This window comes from Acinetobacter higginsii (genome assembly GCF_000369525.1).
GTDB lineage: Bacteria > Pseudomonadota > Gammaproteobacteria > Pseudomonadales > Moraxellaceae > Acinetobacter > Acinetobacter higginsii.
This window is the reverse complement of sequence record NZ_KB850072.1, coordinates 2581337-2600038: the sequence shown is the minus strand read 5'-3', so window position 1 is coordinate 2600038 and position 18702 is coordinate 2581337. Positions and strand designations below refer to the sequence as shown.

General features: G+C 41.8%; 18 protein-coding genes, 4 tRNA genes and 1 pseudogene. 19 read left to right on the top strand and 4 right to left on the bottom strand.

The window, feature by feature from the left end:
- Nucleotides 1–110: 110 nt before the first annotated feature.
- Nucleotides 111–1556, top strand: coding sequence for a C13 family peptidase (locus F902_RS18360; protein ID WP_005205723.1), 1446 nt, complete (start codon nucleotides 111–113; stop codon nucleotides 1554–1556).
- Nucleotides 1525–2364 carry an S-formylglutathione hydrolase gene (gene fghA / locus F902_RS18355; protein WP_005205721.1) on the top strand — a complete coding sequence of 280 codons (840 nt, stop codon included), beginning with the start codon at nucleotides 1525–1527 and terminating at the stop codon, nucleotides 2362–2364. Before F902_RS18360 ends, fghA begins: the two co-directional genes overlap by 32 nt.
- A gap of 89 nt (nucleotides 2365–2453) precedes the next feature.
- Here fghA and F902_RS18350 read toward each other — a convergent pair whose 3' ends face one another.
- A complete protein-coding gene (locus tag F902_RS18350; protein WP_005205719.1) occupies nucleotides 2454–3461 on the bottom strand; it encodes an OmpA family protein in 1008 nt (335 codons plus the stop codon).
- A gap of 117 nt (nucleotides 3462–3578) precedes the next feature.
- A complete protein-coding gene (locus tag F902_RS18345) occupies nucleotides 3579–3854 on the bottom strand; it encodes a DUF2218 domain-containing protein (RefSeq protein WP_004655547.1) in 276 nt (91 codons plus the stop codon).
- A gap of 181 nt (nucleotides 3855–4035) precedes the next feature.
- On the opposite strand from F902_RS18345, the gene rpe reads away from it, so the two are divergent.
- The 14 genes from rpe to F902_RS18275 all read left to right on the top strand — a co-directional run bounded on the left by rpe (nucleotide 4036) and on the right by F902_RS18275 (nucleotide 13956).
- Complete coding sequence (gene rpe / locus F902_RS18340; protein ID WP_005205717.1) at nucleotides 4036–4722, top strand: ribulose-phosphate 3-epimerase; 687 nt, start codon at nucleotides 4036–4038, stop codon at nucleotides 4720–4722.
- Nucleotides 4723–5091: 369 nt separating this feature from the next.
- The gene (locus F902_RS18335; RefSeq protein ID WP_005205715.1) at nucleotides 5092–5517 is read left to right on the top strand and encodes a hypothetical protein; all 426 of its coding nucleotides are present in this window, start codon (nucleotides 5092–5094) and stop codon (nucleotides 5515–5517) included.
- A gap of 70 nt (nucleotides 5518–5587) precedes the next feature.
- Nucleotides 5588–7609: a multicopper oxidase domain-containing protein gene (locus F902_RS18330; RefSeq protein ID WP_005205713.1), complete on the top strand. Its 2022-nt coding sequence runs from the start codon at nucleotides 5588–5590 to the stop codon at nucleotides 7607–7609.
- Entirely contained in the window at nucleotides 7596–8498 is a 903-nt protein-coding gene (locus tag F902_RS18325) for a copper resistance protein B (protein WP_005205711.1), read from the top strand. Before F902_RS18330 ends, F902_RS18325 begins: the two co-directional genes overlap by 14 nt.
- A gap of 82 nt (nucleotides 8499–8580) precedes the next feature.
- Nucleotides 8581–9081, top strand: coding sequence for a hypothetical protein (locus F902_RS18320; protein WP_005205709.1), 501 nt, complete (start codon nucleotides 8581–8583; stop codon nucleotides 9079–9081).
- Between the two features lies 1 nt (nucleotide 9082).
- Nucleotides 9083–9628: a hypothetical protein gene (locus F902_RS18315; protein WP_005205704.1), complete on the top strand. Its 546-nt coding sequence runs from the start codon at nucleotides 9083–9085 to the stop codon at nucleotides 9626–9628.
- A gap of 168 nt (nucleotides 9629–9796) precedes the next feature.
- Complete coding sequence (locus F902_RS18310; protein ID WP_004655532.1) at nucleotides 9797–10114, top strand: DMT family transporter; 318 nt, start codon at nucleotides 9797–9799, stop codon at nucleotides 10112–10114.
- A 17-nt stretch (nucleotides 10115–10131) separates the two neighbouring features.
- Entirely contained in the window at nucleotides 10132–10620 is a 489-nt protein-coding gene (locus F902_RS18305; protein ID WP_005205701.1) for a methylated-DNA--[protein]-cysteine S-methyltransferase, read from the top strand.
- 349 nt (nucleotides 10621–10969) lie between these two features.
- Complete coding sequence (argJ, locus tag F902_RS18300; protein WP_005205699.1) at nucleotides 10970–12190, top strand: bifunctional glutamate N-acetyltransferase/amino-acid acetyltransferase ArgJ; 1221 nt, start codon at nucleotides 10970–10972, stop codon at nucleotides 12188–12190.
- Nucleotides 12191–12333: 143 nt separating this feature from the next.
- Nucleotides 12334–13398 carry a quinolinate synthase NadA gene (nadA, locus tag F902_RS18295; RefSeq protein ID WP_004655525.1) on the top strand — a complete coding sequence of 355 codons (1065 nt, stop codon included), beginning with the start codon at nucleotides 12334–12336 and terminating at the stop codon, nucleotides 13396–13398.
- Between the two features lie 143 nt (nucleotides 13399–13541).
- A tRNA-Pro gene (locus F902_RS18290) sits at nucleotides 13542–13618 on the top strand.
- 68 nt (nucleotides 13619–13686) lie between these two features.
- Nucleotides 13687–13763, top strand: a tRNA-Arg gene (locus tag F902_RS18285).
- A gap of 36 nt (nucleotides 13764–13799) precedes the next feature.
- Nucleotides 13800–13875, top strand: a tRNA-His gene (locus F902_RS18280).
- A gap of 4 nt (nucleotides 13876–13879) precedes the next feature.
- Nucleotides 13880–13956: transfer RNA gene (locus tag F902_RS18275), tRNA-Pro, on the top strand.
- Between the two features lie 377 nt (nucleotides 13957–14333).
- Here the strand turns inward: F902_RS18275 and F902_RS18265 are convergent.
- Both F902_RS18265 and F902_RS18260 read right to left on the bottom strand, forming a co-directional pair.
- Nucleotides 14334–14969, bottom strand: a complete 636-nt coding sequence (locus F902_RS18265; RefSeq protein WP_005205695.1) for a type VI secretion system amidase effector protein Tae4 — start codon at nucleotides 14967–14969, stop codon at nucleotides 14334–14336.
- The gene (locus F902_RS18260; protein WP_241862161.1) at nucleotides 14959–15384 is read right to left on the bottom strand and encodes a PAAR domain-containing protein; all 426 of its coding nucleotides are present in this window, start codon (nucleotides 15382–15384) and stop codon (nucleotides 14959–14961) included. The genes F902_RS18265 and F902_RS18260 overlap by 11 nt, the downstream gene beginning before the upstream one ends.
- 305 nt (nucleotides 15385–15689) lie before the next feature.
- On the opposite strand from F902_RS18260, the gene F902_RS18255 reads away from it, so the two are divergent.
- From F902_RS18255 to F902_RS18245, 3 genes and pseudogenes are all read left to right on the top strand, one after another.
- Entirely contained in the window at nucleotides 15690–16157 is a 468-nt protein-coding gene (locus F902_RS18255) for a DMT family transporter (RefSeq protein WP_005205692.1), read from the top strand.
- A gap of 83 nt (nucleotides 16158–16240) precedes the next feature.
- Nucleotides 16241–16877 (top strand): annotated as a pseudogene (locus tag F902_RS18250) (nuclease-related domain-containing protein).
- A 181-nt stretch (nucleotides 16878–17058) separates the two neighbouring features.
- Nucleotides 17059–18663 (top strand): GMC family oxidoreductase, encoded by a 1605-nt coding sequence (locus F902_RS18245; RefSeq protein ID WP_005205689.1) that lies wholly within the window; start codon nucleotides 17059–17061, stop codon nucleotides 18661–18663.
- The last annotated feature ends 39 nt before the right edge of the window (nucleotides 18664–18702 follow it).

The following is an 18702-nucleotide window of genomic DNA, read 5'->3' as shown; positions in this document are numbered from 1 at the left end:
CTTACACTACAGTCACGCATCGCGTCTTTTAGGAAAAGTACTGTCCATTCAATGATTAGAATGGCATATTTTCAGTTTAGGCTTGAAAAGAGAAACTCCCGAAGAATTTTATGATCGACCTCAAACCCTCTATTAATATCTGGCATGATTTTAAAAGTAACCAAATTGCTGGAATGTGGTTGTTCCTCGGGTCACGTCGCTCCTTACAGATCGTTCATCCCTCGATTACCCAACTGATTATTTGGGGAGTTCTCGGAGGATGTACCAACTCTTTATATAGCTGGTTGGTGGCTGGGCAAGTGGGAGAGTTTAACTCCCAAGGTCTGATTGGTTATGCGCTTTGGCCGTTTATTGCGCTCATTGTCGGTATTTTCCTTTCGCAACGCATGAACCAACCGCGTCTGATGCTGGTACCTGCCTTGTTATGGTTGGTGCTGGATACCAATATTCTACTGTTGCAATGCATCATTCAGTATTTGGGCTCGAACGGCTATCTCAATTTTATTCCTGACAGTATTTATAACGGCTTCCTGCCCCCCTTATTTGTTGGACTGTTTGTTTGGCAAAGTTTGGCTGTGATCTGGGTTTTTTCACGTGCCTTGAATTGGCCGTGGTGGGAACGTGCCTTGGTTTTTGTCGCAACCATTGCCACTATGGTGGTTTGGCAGCTTTCAGTGAAAGATCAGCCGATTTGGAAAGTTGAAGCAACGCCGCCAAGTTTTGCTGAAGATGCTTTCTATGCACAAAGTCATTTGTTAGATAAAGCGTTGGATCAGATTCAATATGGTGATATCGCCAAAAGTCATTGGTACTTTATGGGGGTGGCAGGTGATAGCTATGTGGATGTGTTTAAATCTGAAATTGAGCGGATAAGAGAACAGTTTGATACGCGTTTTGGCACTTTCGGGCGCTCGATTATGCTGATTAATAATCCTGCAACACGCTTAGATGTTCCCATTGCCTCTAAAACCAGTATGGAATTGGCTTTACGTCGTATTGGCCAGCAAATGAATCGGGATAGTGATGTCTTGTTTCTGTATATGACCTCACATGGTGAGCGTAATCATTTTGAAATTGAAAATGCACCTCTGGATTTAGATCAGGTTGATCCTAAATGGTTAAGAGAAACCTTGGATAAATCGGGGATTCGCTGGCGTGTGATCGTGATTTCAGCCTGTTATTCTGGTAGTTTTATTCCTGCATTACAGTCACCTGATACTTTAATTATTACCGCATCTGCTGCGGATAAAACCTCATTTGGCTGTAATAATGAAGCGGATTATACTTATTTTGGTCGAGCGTTCTTTGATTTGGCGATGCGCGAACAATATTCAATGAAAACTGCATTTGAACAGGCTAAGCAAACGGTAACCAAATGGGAAATTGCACAGGGCGTAGAACCTTCTGAGCCTCAGTGGGCGATTGGACGCAATATGGAACTGATGTTGCCACAGCTTGAGCCCTATTTATTTCCAACTCAGAATATCGCTTCAACAGATATAACCAAAACACAGGATGATGAACATGCAGCTACTGCAAAAAAACCGCTGTTTTGAGGGTGAGCAACGTATTTATCAGTTGGAATCTCAACATTTAAATGGAAGCAGTAAGGTGGGTGTTTATATGCCTCCTGCTGCTTTAGCGGGGAAGCCTTGTTCAGCTTTGTTTTATCTTGCGGGGCTGACCTGTACCGAAGAAACCTTTGCCATCAAAGCACATGCGCAACGAATGGCTGCTCGATTAAGTCTGATTTTGATTAGTCCTGATACTTCTCCGCGTGGAGATGATGTGGCTCAAGGTGATCACTGGGATATTGGCCAGGGTGCTGGCTTTTATCTCAATGCAACGCAACAGCCTTGGGCAGCGCATTATCAGATGGAGTCCTATCTGGTTGATGAACTGTATGCACATGTCTTGCAAGAATTACCTGTGATCGAAAACCAAATCGGTATTTTCGGGCATTCAATGGGTGGACATGGCGCTCTAACCTTGGCCTTTAAATACCCAGAGCAATTTAAATCGGTTTCGGCCTTTGCGCCAATTTGTGCACCGAGTCTCTGTCCTTGGGGTGAAAAGGCATTTAGCCAGTATTTAGGTCCTGATCAACAACAATGGCTCGCACATGATGCGACGGCTTTGGTTCAGCAAAAGGGCAGTGTATTTGATGAAATTTTAATTGATCAAGGCTTAGATGATCAGTTCTATGCGCAATTGAACCCTGAAAAGTTTAAGCAAGCTTGTCTGGATGCAGGGCAACACCTAACTTTACGCCAACACAAAGGCTATGATCACGGCTATTACTTCATTCAAAGTTTTATCGATGATCATTTACAGTTCCATGCGATTCAATTAGAAAAAAATTAACAACCGAAAGGTTCTACTTAGGGGCTGTTGTTTGAGCCTATAACATAAGGCATAGCTGAAATGCCAACAGCCCCTAATTTGTTAGCGCATTATAATTTTACTAATTCAACTCTTCTATTTTTTGCTTTACCAGCTTCACTCTCATTACTGGAAACCGGTTTGGTATCGCCAAAGCCTTGCGCCTTTAAACGAGATGGATCAATCCCTGCATCGGTTAATGCTTTGACAACAGTTTGTGCTCTTGCCTGAGAGAGTTTTAAATTATGTGCGGACTCACCTGAGTTATCGGTATAGCCATTAATTTCAAGTTTTAGCGCGTCATCACTTTTTAATAAGTTCAGTATTTGGGTAATTTGTTCATGTGAATCTGCTAACAGTGTGGCTTTATCTGTTTCAAAGTTAATCTGTATATCAACTTTATTATTTTGATCTAAAGCTGTTTTTAACTGGTTTGCAGACAGGGCTTGTGCGGTGATTTCTATAGGTCGGGTTTCTAAAACCAATAACCCCGCTGAGAGCCCGCTTTGAGTGATTTGAAACCAGATATCTCGGTGATTTTGATGAATCACATAGCTTTGTGTCGGATTGTTATAAATATCCCCTAATCCATCCACATAAGCTACACCATATTTTTCTGAAAGTTGGGTGCTGAGTTCTGTCGGAATTTTACTGTCTGTAATTTTTTTGCCGCCTAAGCTGCCAATAACCGCATCCAAATTACGCTGTAGCTCCAAGAAGGAGGCTTGTTTGTTATTTTCTTCAGCATCGATCCGTCCATTGAAAAGTTTACCCTCAACTTTCTCAAGTTTGTCTCCGACCCAAAACTCCATTTGAGCGAAGTTTTCAGTAGATTGATGCGCAAAATGATAGCCTTTAGGCAGTTGAATAAATGGAAAATCTCCAAGTTCAACATTCGAAATCGGAATTTGATCGATACTGAAGCTATCGGTTTTTGTTTGTACTTCAGCTGATTGATGTTCTGTAGTCGCCGCACTTGTCTCGGCTGCCTCTTGTTTTTCTGGTTTTTTACTACAACCGATGGTCGTTAGGCTGAAGATTGCAGTCATTAGCATGACGGATGAAAATTTCTTATTCATATGCTTTCCCTATTAAAGGCATACATGATATCCAAAACAAAATACTATTTTTAATTTTAAGCAGACAGATTGAATTGAAATACTGATCTGCCTGCTGATTTAACACTTTTCAGTTTTTTAACTATGCTGCCATTCAGCAACAAATTCTTGTTGTGCCATACGGTTTAAATGATCCAGTACCACCTGTTCTAGACGCGCTACATCTTCTTGTTGATTTTCAATCAGTACAGCCAAATGTTGTTCCTGTGGTGTAAGTGTAACAGTAGCCGTCGGCATAAAAATTTTTGAATGGGTTTCGGTTTCCAAGACTTCAAACTTATGTTTCCAATGGTTCAGTAAGCGCTTACTGATTCGTTTTCCTTCAGTGGTTGTGATTTGAGTCGTACTGTTCATGTTTTAGACATCCTCTTATTTCACTCCATACCATAGCAAAGCTGAGAAAAGATAAAAATAGTTCAGATGCAACGCGTTGTTGCAAGTTTGCAATGTCCTAATAATGACTTTGTAACAGACTTAAGTTCGCTAAATTTGCTATAATCCTTGCATTATTTTCTTAGAGTTTGCCAGGTCGTCCATGTCCAAGCCTTATTTAATTGCGCCTTCGATTTTATCTGCTGATTTTGCACGTTTAGGTGAAGATGTAGAGAAAGTTCTAGCTGCGGGCGCAGACGTTGTACATTTTGATGTGATGGACAACCACTATGTACCTAACCTGACTTTTGGTGCAGGGGTATGTAAGGCACTGAAAAACTATGGCATCAAAGCGCCGATTGATGTGCATCTCATGGTTTCGCCTGTTGATCGTATGATCGGTGATTTCTTGGAAGCCGGTGCAGATATTATTACCTTCCACCCAGAAGCAACGGATCATATTGATCGCTCGTTACAGTTGATTAAGGCTGGTGGCGCCAAAGCAGGTTTGGTGTTCAATCCTGCAACGCCGTTGCACTATCTTGATTATGTATTGGATAAAGTAGACCAAATTCTATTGATGAGTGTAAACCCAGGCTTTGGTGGGCAAAAATTCATTCCAATGACTTTGGAAAAGCTTCGTCAAGCACGCAAAATTATTGATGCCAGTGGTCGTGATATCCGTTTAGAAGTGGATGGCGGTGTAGGGCCGGCCAATATTCGTGAAATCGCAGAAGCAGGTGCAGATATGTTTGTTGCAGGCTCAGCAATTTTTGGTCAGCCAGACTATAAAACTGTGATTGATCAAATGCGTGCAGAGTTGGCACAAATTGGTGCAAAAGAAGTTTAGTATTTTCATTCTATTATTCACATAGTCTTGTGGATAACTTTGTTTATAACTCGGTGGATAACCGTGTTGATAACCAAGTGGATAAGATGTTGTTAAAATAAACAAAATGATTTCAGTTGTTTATATTGACAACAAAATGATGAAAAAAGGACAGTTTTCTGTCCTTTTTTTGTGCATTAACTTATTCATTTTGCTTTATTTTTGCTCATGCTTGTTGATGTGCCGTTTAGCTCGATAAAACAGCAGCTTGGAGCGGGGTTTGGGTGGGATGATCGAAATTCAAATACAAAGATGATTGTGTATAACTGCAAAAGAAATTATCCTAGGCAGATTAAGTTATTTTTTTGATGATTGGAATAAGGAACATAAGTGCAACTTCTTAAGCGATACAAACGCCTGTGGTTTGTATTCCTGATGATATTTTTCATCGGGGGAAGTGGTGTGGCTGTTGCCGCTGTTCAAGCGATTCAATCCGATCAAAATACTTCAACGGTTATGCCAAGCATGGCGTGTCACGATCAGCAAATGATGGATCAACATCATCAGATGCCAAGTTCGAAAAGTGACTCACTCAGTTCAGCACAGTGCCATGATGGGAAAATGCATAGCGATCAACATTGTCTGGACTGCAATAGTACCTCACATTGTCAAAGCATAAATCTGGGATTAGATCAAAACAGCCCAAGTTTAGCATCTTCACCATTTTTAGAGCTCAGCACACGTACCAATACGGACTATCAAGCTCGACACCTTGCTGGTTATTGGCAAGAGATTTTACGCCCTCCTAAAGCCTGATCTGTCTTTACTCGGCTCTTTCTATCCATGAACAGAGCAATTTGAAAAGTTAACAGATTAGGAAATTATCATGTCTTCAAAACTATATGCTGGTGTTGTCGCTAGCTTAAGCCTATTGTTTGCGCCTTATACTTTGGCTGCTATTAAAGAATATCATCTGAACATTAATGAAGGGATGGTGAATATCACTGGCAAGCCCGTCAAACGCATTACCGTAAACGGTAAATTTATCGCCCCGCTCTTAGAATTTGAAGAGGGTGATGAAGCGGTCATTCATGTGCATAACCAACTCAAAAATCAAGATACCTCTTTGCATTGGCATGGACTGTTGTTGCCTGGATTGATGGATGGTGTACCAGGTTTTAATGGTTTCCAAGGAATTAAGCCGAATGGCAGCTTTGAGTACCGTTTCAAAGTACGTCAAAACGGCACCTATTGGTATCACGCACATAGCAAAGGGCAGGAACAAGATGGTTTGTATGGCGCGTTGGTGATTTATCCAAAAGGCAAGCAATCTGTTGCTGCACATGAGAAAGCTGAACGTGATTATGTGGTGATGTTGTCGGATTTCCATGAAACGGAAAGTGACAAGATCATGGCGAATTTGAAAAAGTCTGCTGAATACTACCAAAACCATCGTGAAACACTGGGTGATGTCTGGAAACAAGTTAAAACGCAGGGTTTAAAAGCCACATGGCAAGACCGTTCCGCATGGAATCAGATGCGTATGGCCAAAACCGACATGGGCGATGTAGACGGCTATACCTTCTTGGTCAATGGTCAGACACCACAACAAAACTGGACCGGTGCTTTTAACGCGGGTGAAAAAGTACGTTTACGTTTTATCAATGCTTCTGCAATGTCTTTCTTTGATGTGCGTATTCCCAACTTAAAAATGACTGTGGTCAGTGCCGATGGCCAGCCCGTGAAACCTGTTCCTGTGGATGAATTCCGTATTGGAACAGCCGAAACTTATGATGTATTGGTTGAGCCCAAACAAGCCCATTATCAGATTGAAGCAGAGTCGATTGACCGTACTGGCTTTGCCATTGGCTCACTGCACAATAGCATGACGCCCAATACACAAAAGGTTCAGATCCCTAAAGCGCGTCCACGAGCTTTATTAACCATGGAAGATATGGGCATGGATCATGGTGCGCATGGTCAAATGAATATGGGCAATATGGATCATAGCCAGCATCAGATGTCGCAAGATAAGGCGAAGACTGCAACGACTTCGCAGCCTGCTATGGATCATGGTGCACATGCTCAAATGAATATGGCGAATATGGATCATAGCCAGCATCAGGTGTCGCAAGATAAAGCGAAGACTGCAACGACTTCGCAGCCTGCTATGGATCATGGTGCACATGCTCAAATGAATATGGCGGATATGGATCATAGTCAGCACCAGATGCCGCAAGACATGGCGAAGACTGCAACAACTTCGCAGTCCACTATGGATCACAGTGCACATGCTCAAATGGATATGAGCAATATGGACCATAGCCAGCATCAATCAACTGCCACTACGGACACTTCAAAGACGGATACCGTGCAGGGTTGGGCCAATGCAGCAACGCCAGCAGGTCATAAAGCGTTAAGTTATGCAGATTTGCAATCTTTAAAGCCACAACCTGAAAGCTATAGCCGTCCAGCAGAACGTGAAGTGGTAATTCGTTTGGGTGGAACCATGGAACGTTATATCTGGACCATTGATGGCAAGAAATTTAGCGATCCTGACTTTAAGCCTTTAACCGTACGTTATGGCGAGCGTATCCGACTCAAATTTGTCAATGACAGTATGATGGCGCATCCGATGCATTTACATGGCATGTTTATGCAACTGGAAAATGGTCAGGCACCTCAAGATATGCCAAATAAACATACTCTAGTCGTACCACCGGGTAAGACCGTTACGGCTTTATTGACTGCGGATGAAATCGGTGAATGGGCGATCCATTGTCATCTGTTGTATCACATGAGTGCGGGCATGATGAGTAAGTTAATTGTCGCCAATGTGGATGACAGCAAAGCAGCACAAACAACACCAGTTCAATCATCTCAAGGAGCGAGCCATGCACATCACTAAGCAATCTTCTAAGATGAAACGTTATACACAATTATTGGCGATTGGTGGCATTGTCTCTTCTTTCAGTGCATTGACCTATGCACATGAAGGACATGATCACTCGATGCAAATGGATATGTCGGCACAGCAGAACATGACAATGAATGCATCGATGCCGATGGACCATTCACAGCATCAAAGCCCAAGCATTTCCCCTCAAACGCAGAATCAAGATGGGCATGCTGACCATTATAAGGAACATGGTGGACAGATTTATCAGTCGACGCAGTTAGATACGCAATGGCTACTTGATGAAGATGGGCAGGGCACGCTCAAGTCCAAGTTAAAAACTTGGGTGGGAACTGATGAAAATAAATTATTCATCATCGCGGACTATGCCAAGGCCGAGTCAGAAAAATCGGAGCAAAGTCTGGCTGCGCTATACAGTCGGAATATTGCAGATTTCTGGGATGTACAAGCTGGGGTAAATTATCGCTATAACCCTGAACGTGAGGTGGATAAGGAACAATTTGAGGGTGTTGTTGGTTTTCACGGCATGGCGCAGTATTTCTTCGAAACCGATGCGCATCTGTATGTCGGACAAGACCAACAATGGCGCTTTGTGTTGGAAACAGAACGAGATTTGTTGCTGACTCAAAAGTTGATTCTGCAACCATATCTGGAAATGGAATGGGTACTGCGCGATGAATCCAAGTATGCTGCTAAAACAGGCCTTGCCGATGCAGAAGTGGGGGTTAAAACCCGCTATGAAATCGTCAAGAATCGAGTGATGCCTTTTATCGATGTTGGCTATGGTTATAGCAAAGGGCGTAAGGAAACCAACTGGCAAACCGCCAGTGACTCCAAAACCGGTTGGGTCTATGGTGCTGGTCTGTCGCTAAAGTTCTGATATTTTGTTTAAAATGTCATTTTTTCGAGATACTGTTGGTTTATACTGACAGTATCTTTTTTGAGTCATTCATGGTGCATAAATGGCTTTAGAACAACAAGACAATCCAATAATAGATAAACTAAACGCGTCGACTAACTTGAGAGAAAAATCTCAACGTGTGTCGGCTTCTCAGCTTGAGTTGATTCCTGCCGATGGCAGTATGAATGTGAGTTTTTACTATATCCCTCATATGAGTAGTGCTGTAGAAGAGCAGCGCGTAAGAAAAGCATTACTGCCTTTTTCAGATCAACTCATTGAACACTGTATTGATTTAGAAGCACGCCATTTAGCCCTCTATCATCAGGACTCGATTGCTGAGGTGACTGCCGCATTACAGTGTTTGAATCTCGGTGCGGAATTACAGCAAACCATGCCGCATTATGAACCGATGGAACTGGCGACCTCTAAACCACAAGTCGCTCAGAATAAAGATCAGCAGCAGGATGGAAATGCATTCAGTTTGATTCAGCAGTTCTTTTCAGCTGTTTTAGAACGATTTAGGCAATGGATAAAAGCCACACAAAATAAACAGGATCAATAACATGCCGAGATGGATGTATGGCTTGCTGGTGATTGCACTCGGTTGGATGCTGTGGACAAAATGGATTAAGCCTACACCTGATATCAGTCAGATTACGACTCAGCAAGGGGTACAAGTTGTGGCCTTAGAAAATTATGAAGGCTCATTTCGTGTACTGTCGAGAGCAGATTATCACTTAGGGCGTGAAGCTGAGTTTTCTCCTATGGATATTGCCGTAGGTTGGGGAGAAATGGCCAATCCTCAGGTCTACAAACAGCTTGATATTTCCCAAAGTAACCGCTGGTATCGTTGGTCTGTCGATCATGAGCCACCCATTCCTCTACGGCAGATTGCAACACATAGTGCCAATATGCATCTGGTCGCCGCCAATGCCACAATTGCAGCACAAATGAAAAAAATTAAACAAGATGATTTGGTGTATTTAAAAGGCTCACTGATTGAGATTCAGGCCAAAGATGGTTGGCGTTGGAAGAGTTCTTTATCTCGAGAGGATACGGGTAATGGTGCATGTGAGTTGATGCGGGTCGATCAGATTATTTGGCAGTAATGCATTTGAATAGAATGCTTATCTTTTCAATGTCTTAGTGGTTTTAGATACATAACAAATCACATGATTTTCATGTTTTACAGTACACTGCTGCACCTAGGAGGACGACCTCCCTCGAAAGAATCACGTTGGGACGACCCGACACTCGATAAAGTTGAGCGTAATAAAATGGCATGGGCAATTTTAATTTTGGCAGGTATTTTTGAAGTTATTTGGGCATATTCCATGAAAATGTCTGAAGGATTTACCAAGTTAACGCCAAGTATCGTGACCATTGTTTTCATGATTTTAAGTGTGGTATTACTTTCGATGTCGATGCGGACTTTACCACTTGGAACGGCCTATACCATCTGGACGGGAATCGGGGCAATAGGATCATTTGTTGTCGGCATTTTGATCTTGAATGAACCGATGACGGCTATGCGCATGATCGCAGCGGTATTAATTGTTTCAGGTCTTGTATTGATGAAGTTATCATCAAATTAATGATTGAGGAGAGCGTGATGCAACTGGTGTATATGTACATGGATTCTCCTGTGGGTGCATTAAAGCTGGTTGCTCATGATCAGGCGCTGGTCGCCGTGATGTGGGACAATGAAGACCATAAACGGGTGCGGCTTTCTGAGCTGATTGAAGATCGCCAGCATCCAATGCTGCATCGCGTCAAACAACAATTAGAACAATATTTTGCAGGACAACGTCAGCAGTTTGATTTACCACTTGATTTTCAAGGCACTGCATTTCAGCAACAAGTCTGGCAGGCTTTATTGAGTATTCCTTATGGGGAAACACGCAGTTATAAAGACATTGCTATTCAGTTGGGCAATGAAAAAGCGGTTCGTGCTGTTGGAGCAGCCAATGGGAAAAACCCGATTTCAATTATTGCGCCGTGTCATCGGGTGATTGGTTCGAGTGGGGCTTTGGTGGGTTTTGCAGGTGGTTTGGATAAGAAGCAGATTTTACTCAGTTTAGAGCAAAGCCAAATTCCATAATCTGTAGTGTTAATACTCGATTTTCATTTCTTTTTGGAATAAGCTACTTAACAGATATGAATCGACATATTTTATGACTTGAACCGTAACTCAGTTATTAGCGAGGCGGTGTCTTGCTTAGTGTAATTCAATATTAGGAATAACCTTCGGTTCGAGTTACTTTGGTTTCGCCCAAAGTAACCAAAGGCATTGTCATCTACAAAACCTGTTCACTTGTTGCATTTGTTTTATCTATCGCAGAAACGGGATATTACAAATACCACGCAGGTTGTAGATGACCTTTCCGAGTCTCATATATAGGGTATGTATTCATTTTCTTTTTCATAACAAATTGAATGGAAGTTTAAAAATGGCTGTTGGTGACGTAACAATGCCACTTATGCATGTGGTGCAGGGTGTAAAAATTGGCTCAACTGAGGCGTATGTACGTTATCCAAATCGACGAGATTTAGTCATTTTTGAATTTGCCGAAGGCTCAAATGTTGCAGGGGTATTTACCCAAAGCGCTTTTGCAGCTGCGCCTGTTCAATTGAGTAAAAAGCATTTAACAGAAAATACCCCACGTTACTTGATTATCAATACGGGCAATGCCAATGCTGCAACAGGAACAGTTGGTTATAAAAATGCAGAAGCGACTTGTGCCAAATTAGCTGAGTTAACCGGGGTTCAAGCCAATCAGATTTTACCGTTTTCAACTGGTGTGATTGGTGAGCAACTCCCGATTGAACGTTTAGTACAAGGCATTCAACCTGCATTAAATGATTTAAATGCAGATCGTTGGGCGGACGCGGCATCAGGCATCATGACCACAGATACCACACCAAAAGGTGCATCTGAACAGTTTGAGCTGGATGGTGTGACTTATACCATGACGGGAATCAGCAAAGGCGCTGGCATGATTCGTCCGAATATGGCGACCATGCTCAGCTTCGTTGCAACCGATGCCCCGATTAGTGCTGAATTGGTACAGCGTTTATTGCAAACTACGGTTGAGCATTCTTTTAACCGCATTACCATTGATGGTGATACCTCGACCAATGACTCTTGTATCTTTGTCGCAACGGGTCTAGCTGGTGGTGCTGAAATTCAGAGCCAAGATGATGCACGTTATCAACAAGTGCTTGATGTGCTTGCACGTATTATGAATCGTTTGGCGCAATTGATTGTGCGTGATGGTGAAGGCGCGACCAAGTTCATTACCGTTCAGGTGGAAGGCGGAGCCAATACCCAAGAATGTTGTGATGTGGCCTATAGCGTTGCTGAGTCACCGTTAATTAAAACGGCTTTATTTGCCTCAGATCCAAACTGGGGTCGTATTGTGATGGCGATTGGTAAGGCGGGTGTGCCAAACCTAGACAGTAGCAAAGTTCAAGTTTGGCTTGGTGATGTACAAATCTGCTTGGATGGTGGTGCAAACCCTGACTATACCGAAGAAGCCGGCGCAGCCGTCATGGCTGAGAAAGAAATTAGCATTCGTATTGACCTTGGTCGTGGTACAGCAAAAGATACGGTTTATACCTGTGACTTTTCTTACGACTATGTCAAAATTAATGCCGATTATCGCTCATAAATTTGCGTTATAATAAAGCCTCCACAGTGGGGCTTTTTTTATAAGCTAGTTTGTGGATGAGGTGATTTTTCCCAAATGATCACGCCATTACCCACGTTAAAAGTTTGCAGTGATGCAAGCACGCAGGATAGAGAAGACGTTTTATGAATGATGCGAATTTAATTGCGAACGAAGCCAAAAATATTGTGCAGGCGCATTTAGATCGTTTGGGCGAGCCAAAGGACAATAGCCTTAGCCCAGAAGTGAAACAAGAAAAGTTTGCCCAAATTGCAGCAGAGTTGAAAAAACGCAATGCAGTGCTTGTGGCTCACTATTACTGTGATCCGGAAGTGCAAGAGCTTGCCGAACTGACAGGTGGCTGTGTTTCTGATTCATTGGAAATGGCGCGTTTTGGTCGTGATCATCCTGCAACAACGCTTGTGGTGGCAGGCGTGAAGTTTATGGGCGAAACTTCAAAAATCTTATCCCCTGAAAAAACCGTGTTGATGCCAACCCTAGAAGCAACCTGTTCACTCGATTTGGGCTGTCCTGTCGATGAGTTCACTGCATTCTGTGATCAGCACCCTGATCATACCGTGGTGGTCTATGCCAACACCTCGGCGGCTGTGAAAGCACGTGCCGATTGGGTGGTGACTTCAAGTTGTGCGGTAGAGATCATTGAGCACTTGGACAGTTTGGGTGAAAAAATTATTTGGGCACCTGACCAGCATTTAGGTCGCTATATTCAAAAGAAAACTGGCGCTGAAATGTTGTTGTGGGATGGTGCATGTATCGTGCATGAAGAGTTCCGTGCGCGTGGTATTGCGCAAATGAAAGCACTCTATCCAGATGCTGCAGTATTGGTTCACCCTGAGTCACCTGAATCGGTGGTAGATATTGCTGATGCGGTGGGAAGTACCTCGCAATTGATTAAAGCAGCACAGACCTTGCCGCATAAACAAATGATCGTGGCAACAGATCGCGGCATTTTCTATAAAATGCAGCAAGCCGCACCAGATAAAGAATTATTTGAAGCACCAACTGCAGGTGAGGGTGCAACGTGTCGTTCATGTGCACATTGCCCGTGGATGGCAATGAACGAATTGGATGGTATTTTGCATGTATTACAGCATGCTGATCAAGAAATACACGTTGATCCAGCCCTAGCTGAACGTGCGAAATTACCCTTAGATCGAATGTTGAACTTTAGTGCTTCTTTGAAACGCTAAAATGTCTGAAAATGCTTGTTAAATATACATTTGATAAGGATTTATTAGTTTTTTGGAAAATAGGTGTTGACGTTCTAAGGCGTCGCGCCTAGAATGCACACCGTACCGCACGATGTGCGATACACTAAAAGCTGAAAAGAAATCGGAGCATAGCACAGCCTGGTAGTGCACCTGGTTTGGGACCAGGGGGTCGTAGGTTCGAATCCTACTGCTCCGACCATTTAGAATATGTTGAAAAACATAGTTTTAAATATCGGCGAAGTATCGTGATAGTATTATCATCGTTATGCGCCTGTAGCTCAGTTGGATAGAGCATCCGCCTTCTAAGCGGATGGTCACAGGTTCGAATCCTGTCAGGCGCGCCATTTGGCAGCTTGGTATATAGAATCAAAGTTTTGATGGTGGATGTAGCTCAGTTGGTAGAGCCCTGGATTGTGATTCCAGTTGTCGCGGGTTCGAATCCCGTCATTCACCCCAATTTCGGAGCATAGCACAGCCTGGTAGTGCACCTGGTTTGGGACCAGGGGGTCGTAGGTTCGAATCCTACTGCTCCGACCATCATCTTAAAAGATGAGATAAAATACCGCTAAGTTAGCGGTTTTTTTACGTCTGGATTTTTTGAAGTTAATAGCTCAAATTGAGTCCGTAGCCATAGGTCGAGGCGTACCACATTAAAAATATATGTGTAAGGAAAAATAAACTGAAATAGAAAAATAGAATTATTTTTTTTATTTTTTGAATCGCGTAGCAATAACTTAATGCAATTGTCATAAGTATTATTCCCCAAAACCAATATTTGAGTATGGAAATAAACTCGGTACTGCATCCTTCTTTGCAGGGGATTTTTCCTGTAAAAAAAATAAATGGATCATATGAAAACTGCATAATTGCTAAAATAAATATTACCCCTACAATTGGGTATAGAATTTTTTTTATCATTTGACCTCAAAGAATAATATACGTTTAGCCTTTCCATAATCTGCATAGCTATATGGGCCAAGGCTCATCCTGCTAATACCGATAGTGAAGCGCCAAAAAACTGTCCAATTATCTGTTAATTTTGATTTATTCCATAAATCGATATGTCCACCGCTCGCTGCATCTGCACTTTCATCATCGCGTTCCCAATACTCTCCGAAAAATATAATTCCTGTTTTACCTTTGATTTTTGATTGCCAATCTCTCCCTGTTATGACGATTGCAGGGCCAATACCACAAACAGGTCTTGTTTGAAGCCAGGTCGCCATTTCATTTGCTCTTGTTGCTGCCGCTTTATTGTTTAATACAATACGACCAAGTGTAGGCGCTTTCCCTTCAGGTTTAAGATTGTTCTGAGAAAAAGTAGTCATCTTTACACCTACTTTATGCAAAGTCACGCTCATTCGAATTGCACATTGATTTTCAAACCCTTTCGGGGCTTGTCCATTAATGTTATAAGGTGGAGTTTTGTCACTATAGTAATTATCCCATAACTCTTTAAAGGTAATTGGAACGATTCCCACCATACTACAAGCCGCAACAGAGCCTCGTTTGGGATTTGTTTTAACTGTTCCCGATTGATTAACTGGCATCGCCACCACGCTTGGTGAGTGCTTCTTCACCTAAATAGAGCTTATAAGAAGCATGTCCCTCTGTTTCAATCCGTGGCAGTTTCCCATCAGCGCCAATTGTGCCTTGAAAGATTTTACCGTCAGCTGTTTCAATCAAGTAGGGCATACCTTCGGCAAAACTAAACTCAGCTGCCACTTGCTCATCGAAAACTTGAGGGCTGATGGTATTGAGGAAGTTGCTAACAGCGGATGAATTATTCGCGCCTGCACCGATTCCGTTATCTCTCACCACAAGGCTTTGATTCGGGAAAAAAGTTGCACCGCAAGTGGCTTTGTCACCTGCCATAATAATTGTTCTAGTGCCTGCCATTAAAAAGCCTTTGCCTGAGGATTGAGCTGTAGCCATCACTTGGTATTTGGGGCAATAGTGCTTCATTCCTTCTACATGTGCTGGAATCCCTTCAATGAGATGTGATCTGCCTCTTGTACTATGCCACCGTGGTCTGTATGACAACCTTTGGTGATGAGTGCCTTCATTATTTTATCCAGTAAATAATATTCAGTTATTTGAAAAATTTGTTTTAATAAAACGAATAAATGGTTTCTTTACTTGGTTTGGCTATTCAAAGTAAAGTGGAATGCAAACATTGTCCTGATGAGTTAATAGGAAGTGGCTAAAATGGTGAGTTAAGCTGGGTATTTGCGATATGATTAAATCAAAATAAAAAAGAGAAAATGACCATGCAAAACCTTAGTTATGTCTTTATTAGCATATTGGGAGGTTTGATCGTTCCATTACAGCTCGCAATGGTAAATACTTTTAGAAATACAAGTGGTGCTTCTCAAATTCAATCAACTTTTGTGCTTTATATTGGTGGAGCAATTGCATCACTAATTATTGCATTAATCGTTGATGGGACTATTAAACCTCCGTTATACCAACAAACCTCATGGTGGATGTGGTTTCCAGGTTTTCTTGGCTCTCTTTATATTCTTTGTATGTTTCTTGCAGCTCCTCAAATAGGAGCAACAAATACATTGTTATGGGTTTTCTTAGGACAAATGCTCTTTGCAACGATTATTGATAGTACTGGATTTCTAGGAATGCAAATTAGAAAAATAGATGGATTAAAGCTGTTAGGTCTGTTTTTTATCCTTATGGGTGGTTTGATTCTAATTTATAATGAATATAAAAATATAAATAATTAAGTGAATATTAATAAAATATATTTTAAAATTTTAGATCTTTTTTGTTCTTAATAAATTAAATTTAAAATTACTGGGGAATGAATATGCTTTTATATTTTATGTTTTTCATTATTATTCTTTCTATTATCACTTATTTGAACTCACCATATTTTAAAGGAAGAATAGGGGAGTTGATGGTTTCGGCTCATGTAAAAAAGGGATTAGGAGAGGAGTACATGTTATTAAACAACGTGACAATCGCCTGATGGCGAGCAAGGCACAACTCAAATTGATCATATTTTAATAAGTCCTTATGGGGTTTTTATTATAGAAACGAAGAACTATACGGGGTGGATTTTTGGTGATGTTCGACAAAAACAATGGACGCAAAAGATCTATAAGAAAAGCTATAAATTTCAAAATCCTTTACATCAGAATTACAAACATAGCAAAGTGCTAGAGATGGTTCTAAATGACGTGTTAGATCCACAATATTTGCACTCGGTTATTGTTTTTACGCCTCGCAGTGAATTTAAAACAGAAATGCCTGAAAATGTGTTTCGAGGTAAGGCTTGGCTGAAATATGTGAAAAGTTTCAATGAGGAGGTGATTAGCCCCATGAAACAGAAAAGAATTCGCTATCGTATTGAAAAAGAAGTATTGGAACAATCGTGGAAAATAGATCGTCAACATGTTGAGTATCTGAAACAGAAAAAATTAGAGAAAGAGAAATTAAGTTAGCTTTTAAATAAGATTGCATTTTTACTGCAAGGGCATTGCTTGATTTGGCTATTGCGCTTTGAGGATGATCCAGTTAAGTTGCTTATATTGATATGAATTGGTTAGACAACTACAACAGTATTTAAATGCCGTGTTCGGCATAATGCTTCCACTTTTTAAAAAGAAAAAACAGAGTATAGCGATGACAGAAACAGCTTTTGATTTTGTAATTATAGGTGGTGGTTCAGCAGGATCGGTACTGGCTGGGCGATTATCAGAAAATCCAAATATTTCGGTATGTTTATTAGAAGCTGGTGGTGATGGCAACAGTTGGTTGGTGAATACACCTTCAGCAGCAGTGATTAGTATTCCGACTAAAATTAATAACTGGGCTTTAGAAACCATTCCACAAAAAGGATTGAATGGCCGAAAAGGTTATCAACCGCGAGGTAAGTGCTTAGGTGGTAGTTCTGCCATCAATGCAATGGTGTATATCCGTGGGCATCGCAGTGACTACGATCATTGGGCTGCTTTGGGTAATGCGGGATGGTCTTATGATGATGTTTTGCCATATTTTATAAAATCAGAGCATAACGAGCGTATTCGTAATGAATATCATGGGCAGCATGGTCCACTTAATGTCAGTGAATTACGTTCAGATAACCCTTATCAAAAAACTTTTGTTGAAGCTGCGAAGCAGGTGAATTATCCGCTAAATGATGACTTCAATGGCGCAGAACAAGAAGGACTTGGGGTATATCAGGTCACGCAAAAAAATGGTGAACGCTGGAGTGCTGCCCGAGGTTATTTATTTCCTCATTTAGGCCAGCGCACCAATCTACATGTGATTACCAAAGCCTTGGTGTCAAAAATTGTGATTGAAAATGGTCGTGCTGTTGGGGTCGAATATAAACACAATGGACAAAGCACGGTTGTTCGTGCCAAGAAGGAAGTCTTATTGTCAGCAGGGGCATTCCAGTCACCACAAGTCTTGATGCTATCTGGTATTGGTCCACGTCAAGAGCTTGAAAAGCACGGTATTGCTGTCGTTAAAGATTTGGCCGGTGTGGGTGAAAACCTGCATGACCATCCAGACTTTATTTTTGCTTATAAGACCAAGCAAATGGAGGGAACCTTTGGGGTGTCAGTGGGTGGAAGCCTAGATCTAGTCAAGCAGATTGGACGTTATCGTAAAGAGCGTCGCGGTTTGATCACCACCAATTTTGCTGAGTGTGGTGGTTTCTTAAAAACTCGTCCTGAGCTGGATAAGCCAAACTTACAACTGCATTTTGTGATTGCTGTGGTAGATAACCATGCGCGCACCATGCATATGGGACACGGGATTTCATGCCACGTCTGTTTGTTGAATCCGCGTGCGCGTGGTTCAGTCAAACTCAGTGGTAAACATGTGGATGATCCATTGCTGATTGACTTTAAATTCCTTGAGGATGAACAGGATCTTCAGGATATGGTCGATGGTTATAAAGTCACGCAAAAGTTAATGAACGCACCCGCTTTAAGTGAAAAAATTAAAGAGGATATGTTTACCGCCAATGTGCAGTCTGATGATGAAATTCGTGAGATTTTACGCCAACGTGTCGATACGGTGTATCACCCAGTCGGCAGTTGTAAAATGGGTGTGGATGAGATGGCCGTGGTTGATCCTGAACTGAAAGTCTATGGTATTGAGGGACTGCGAGTTATTGATGCCTCCATTATGCCAACCGTGGTGAATGGTAATACCAATGCACCGACGATTATGATTGCTGAAAAAGCGGTGGACTTAATTCGTCAAACGTGGAAGTAAACTTAAACGATCAGTAATTGGAGCTAAGCTAGAAATATC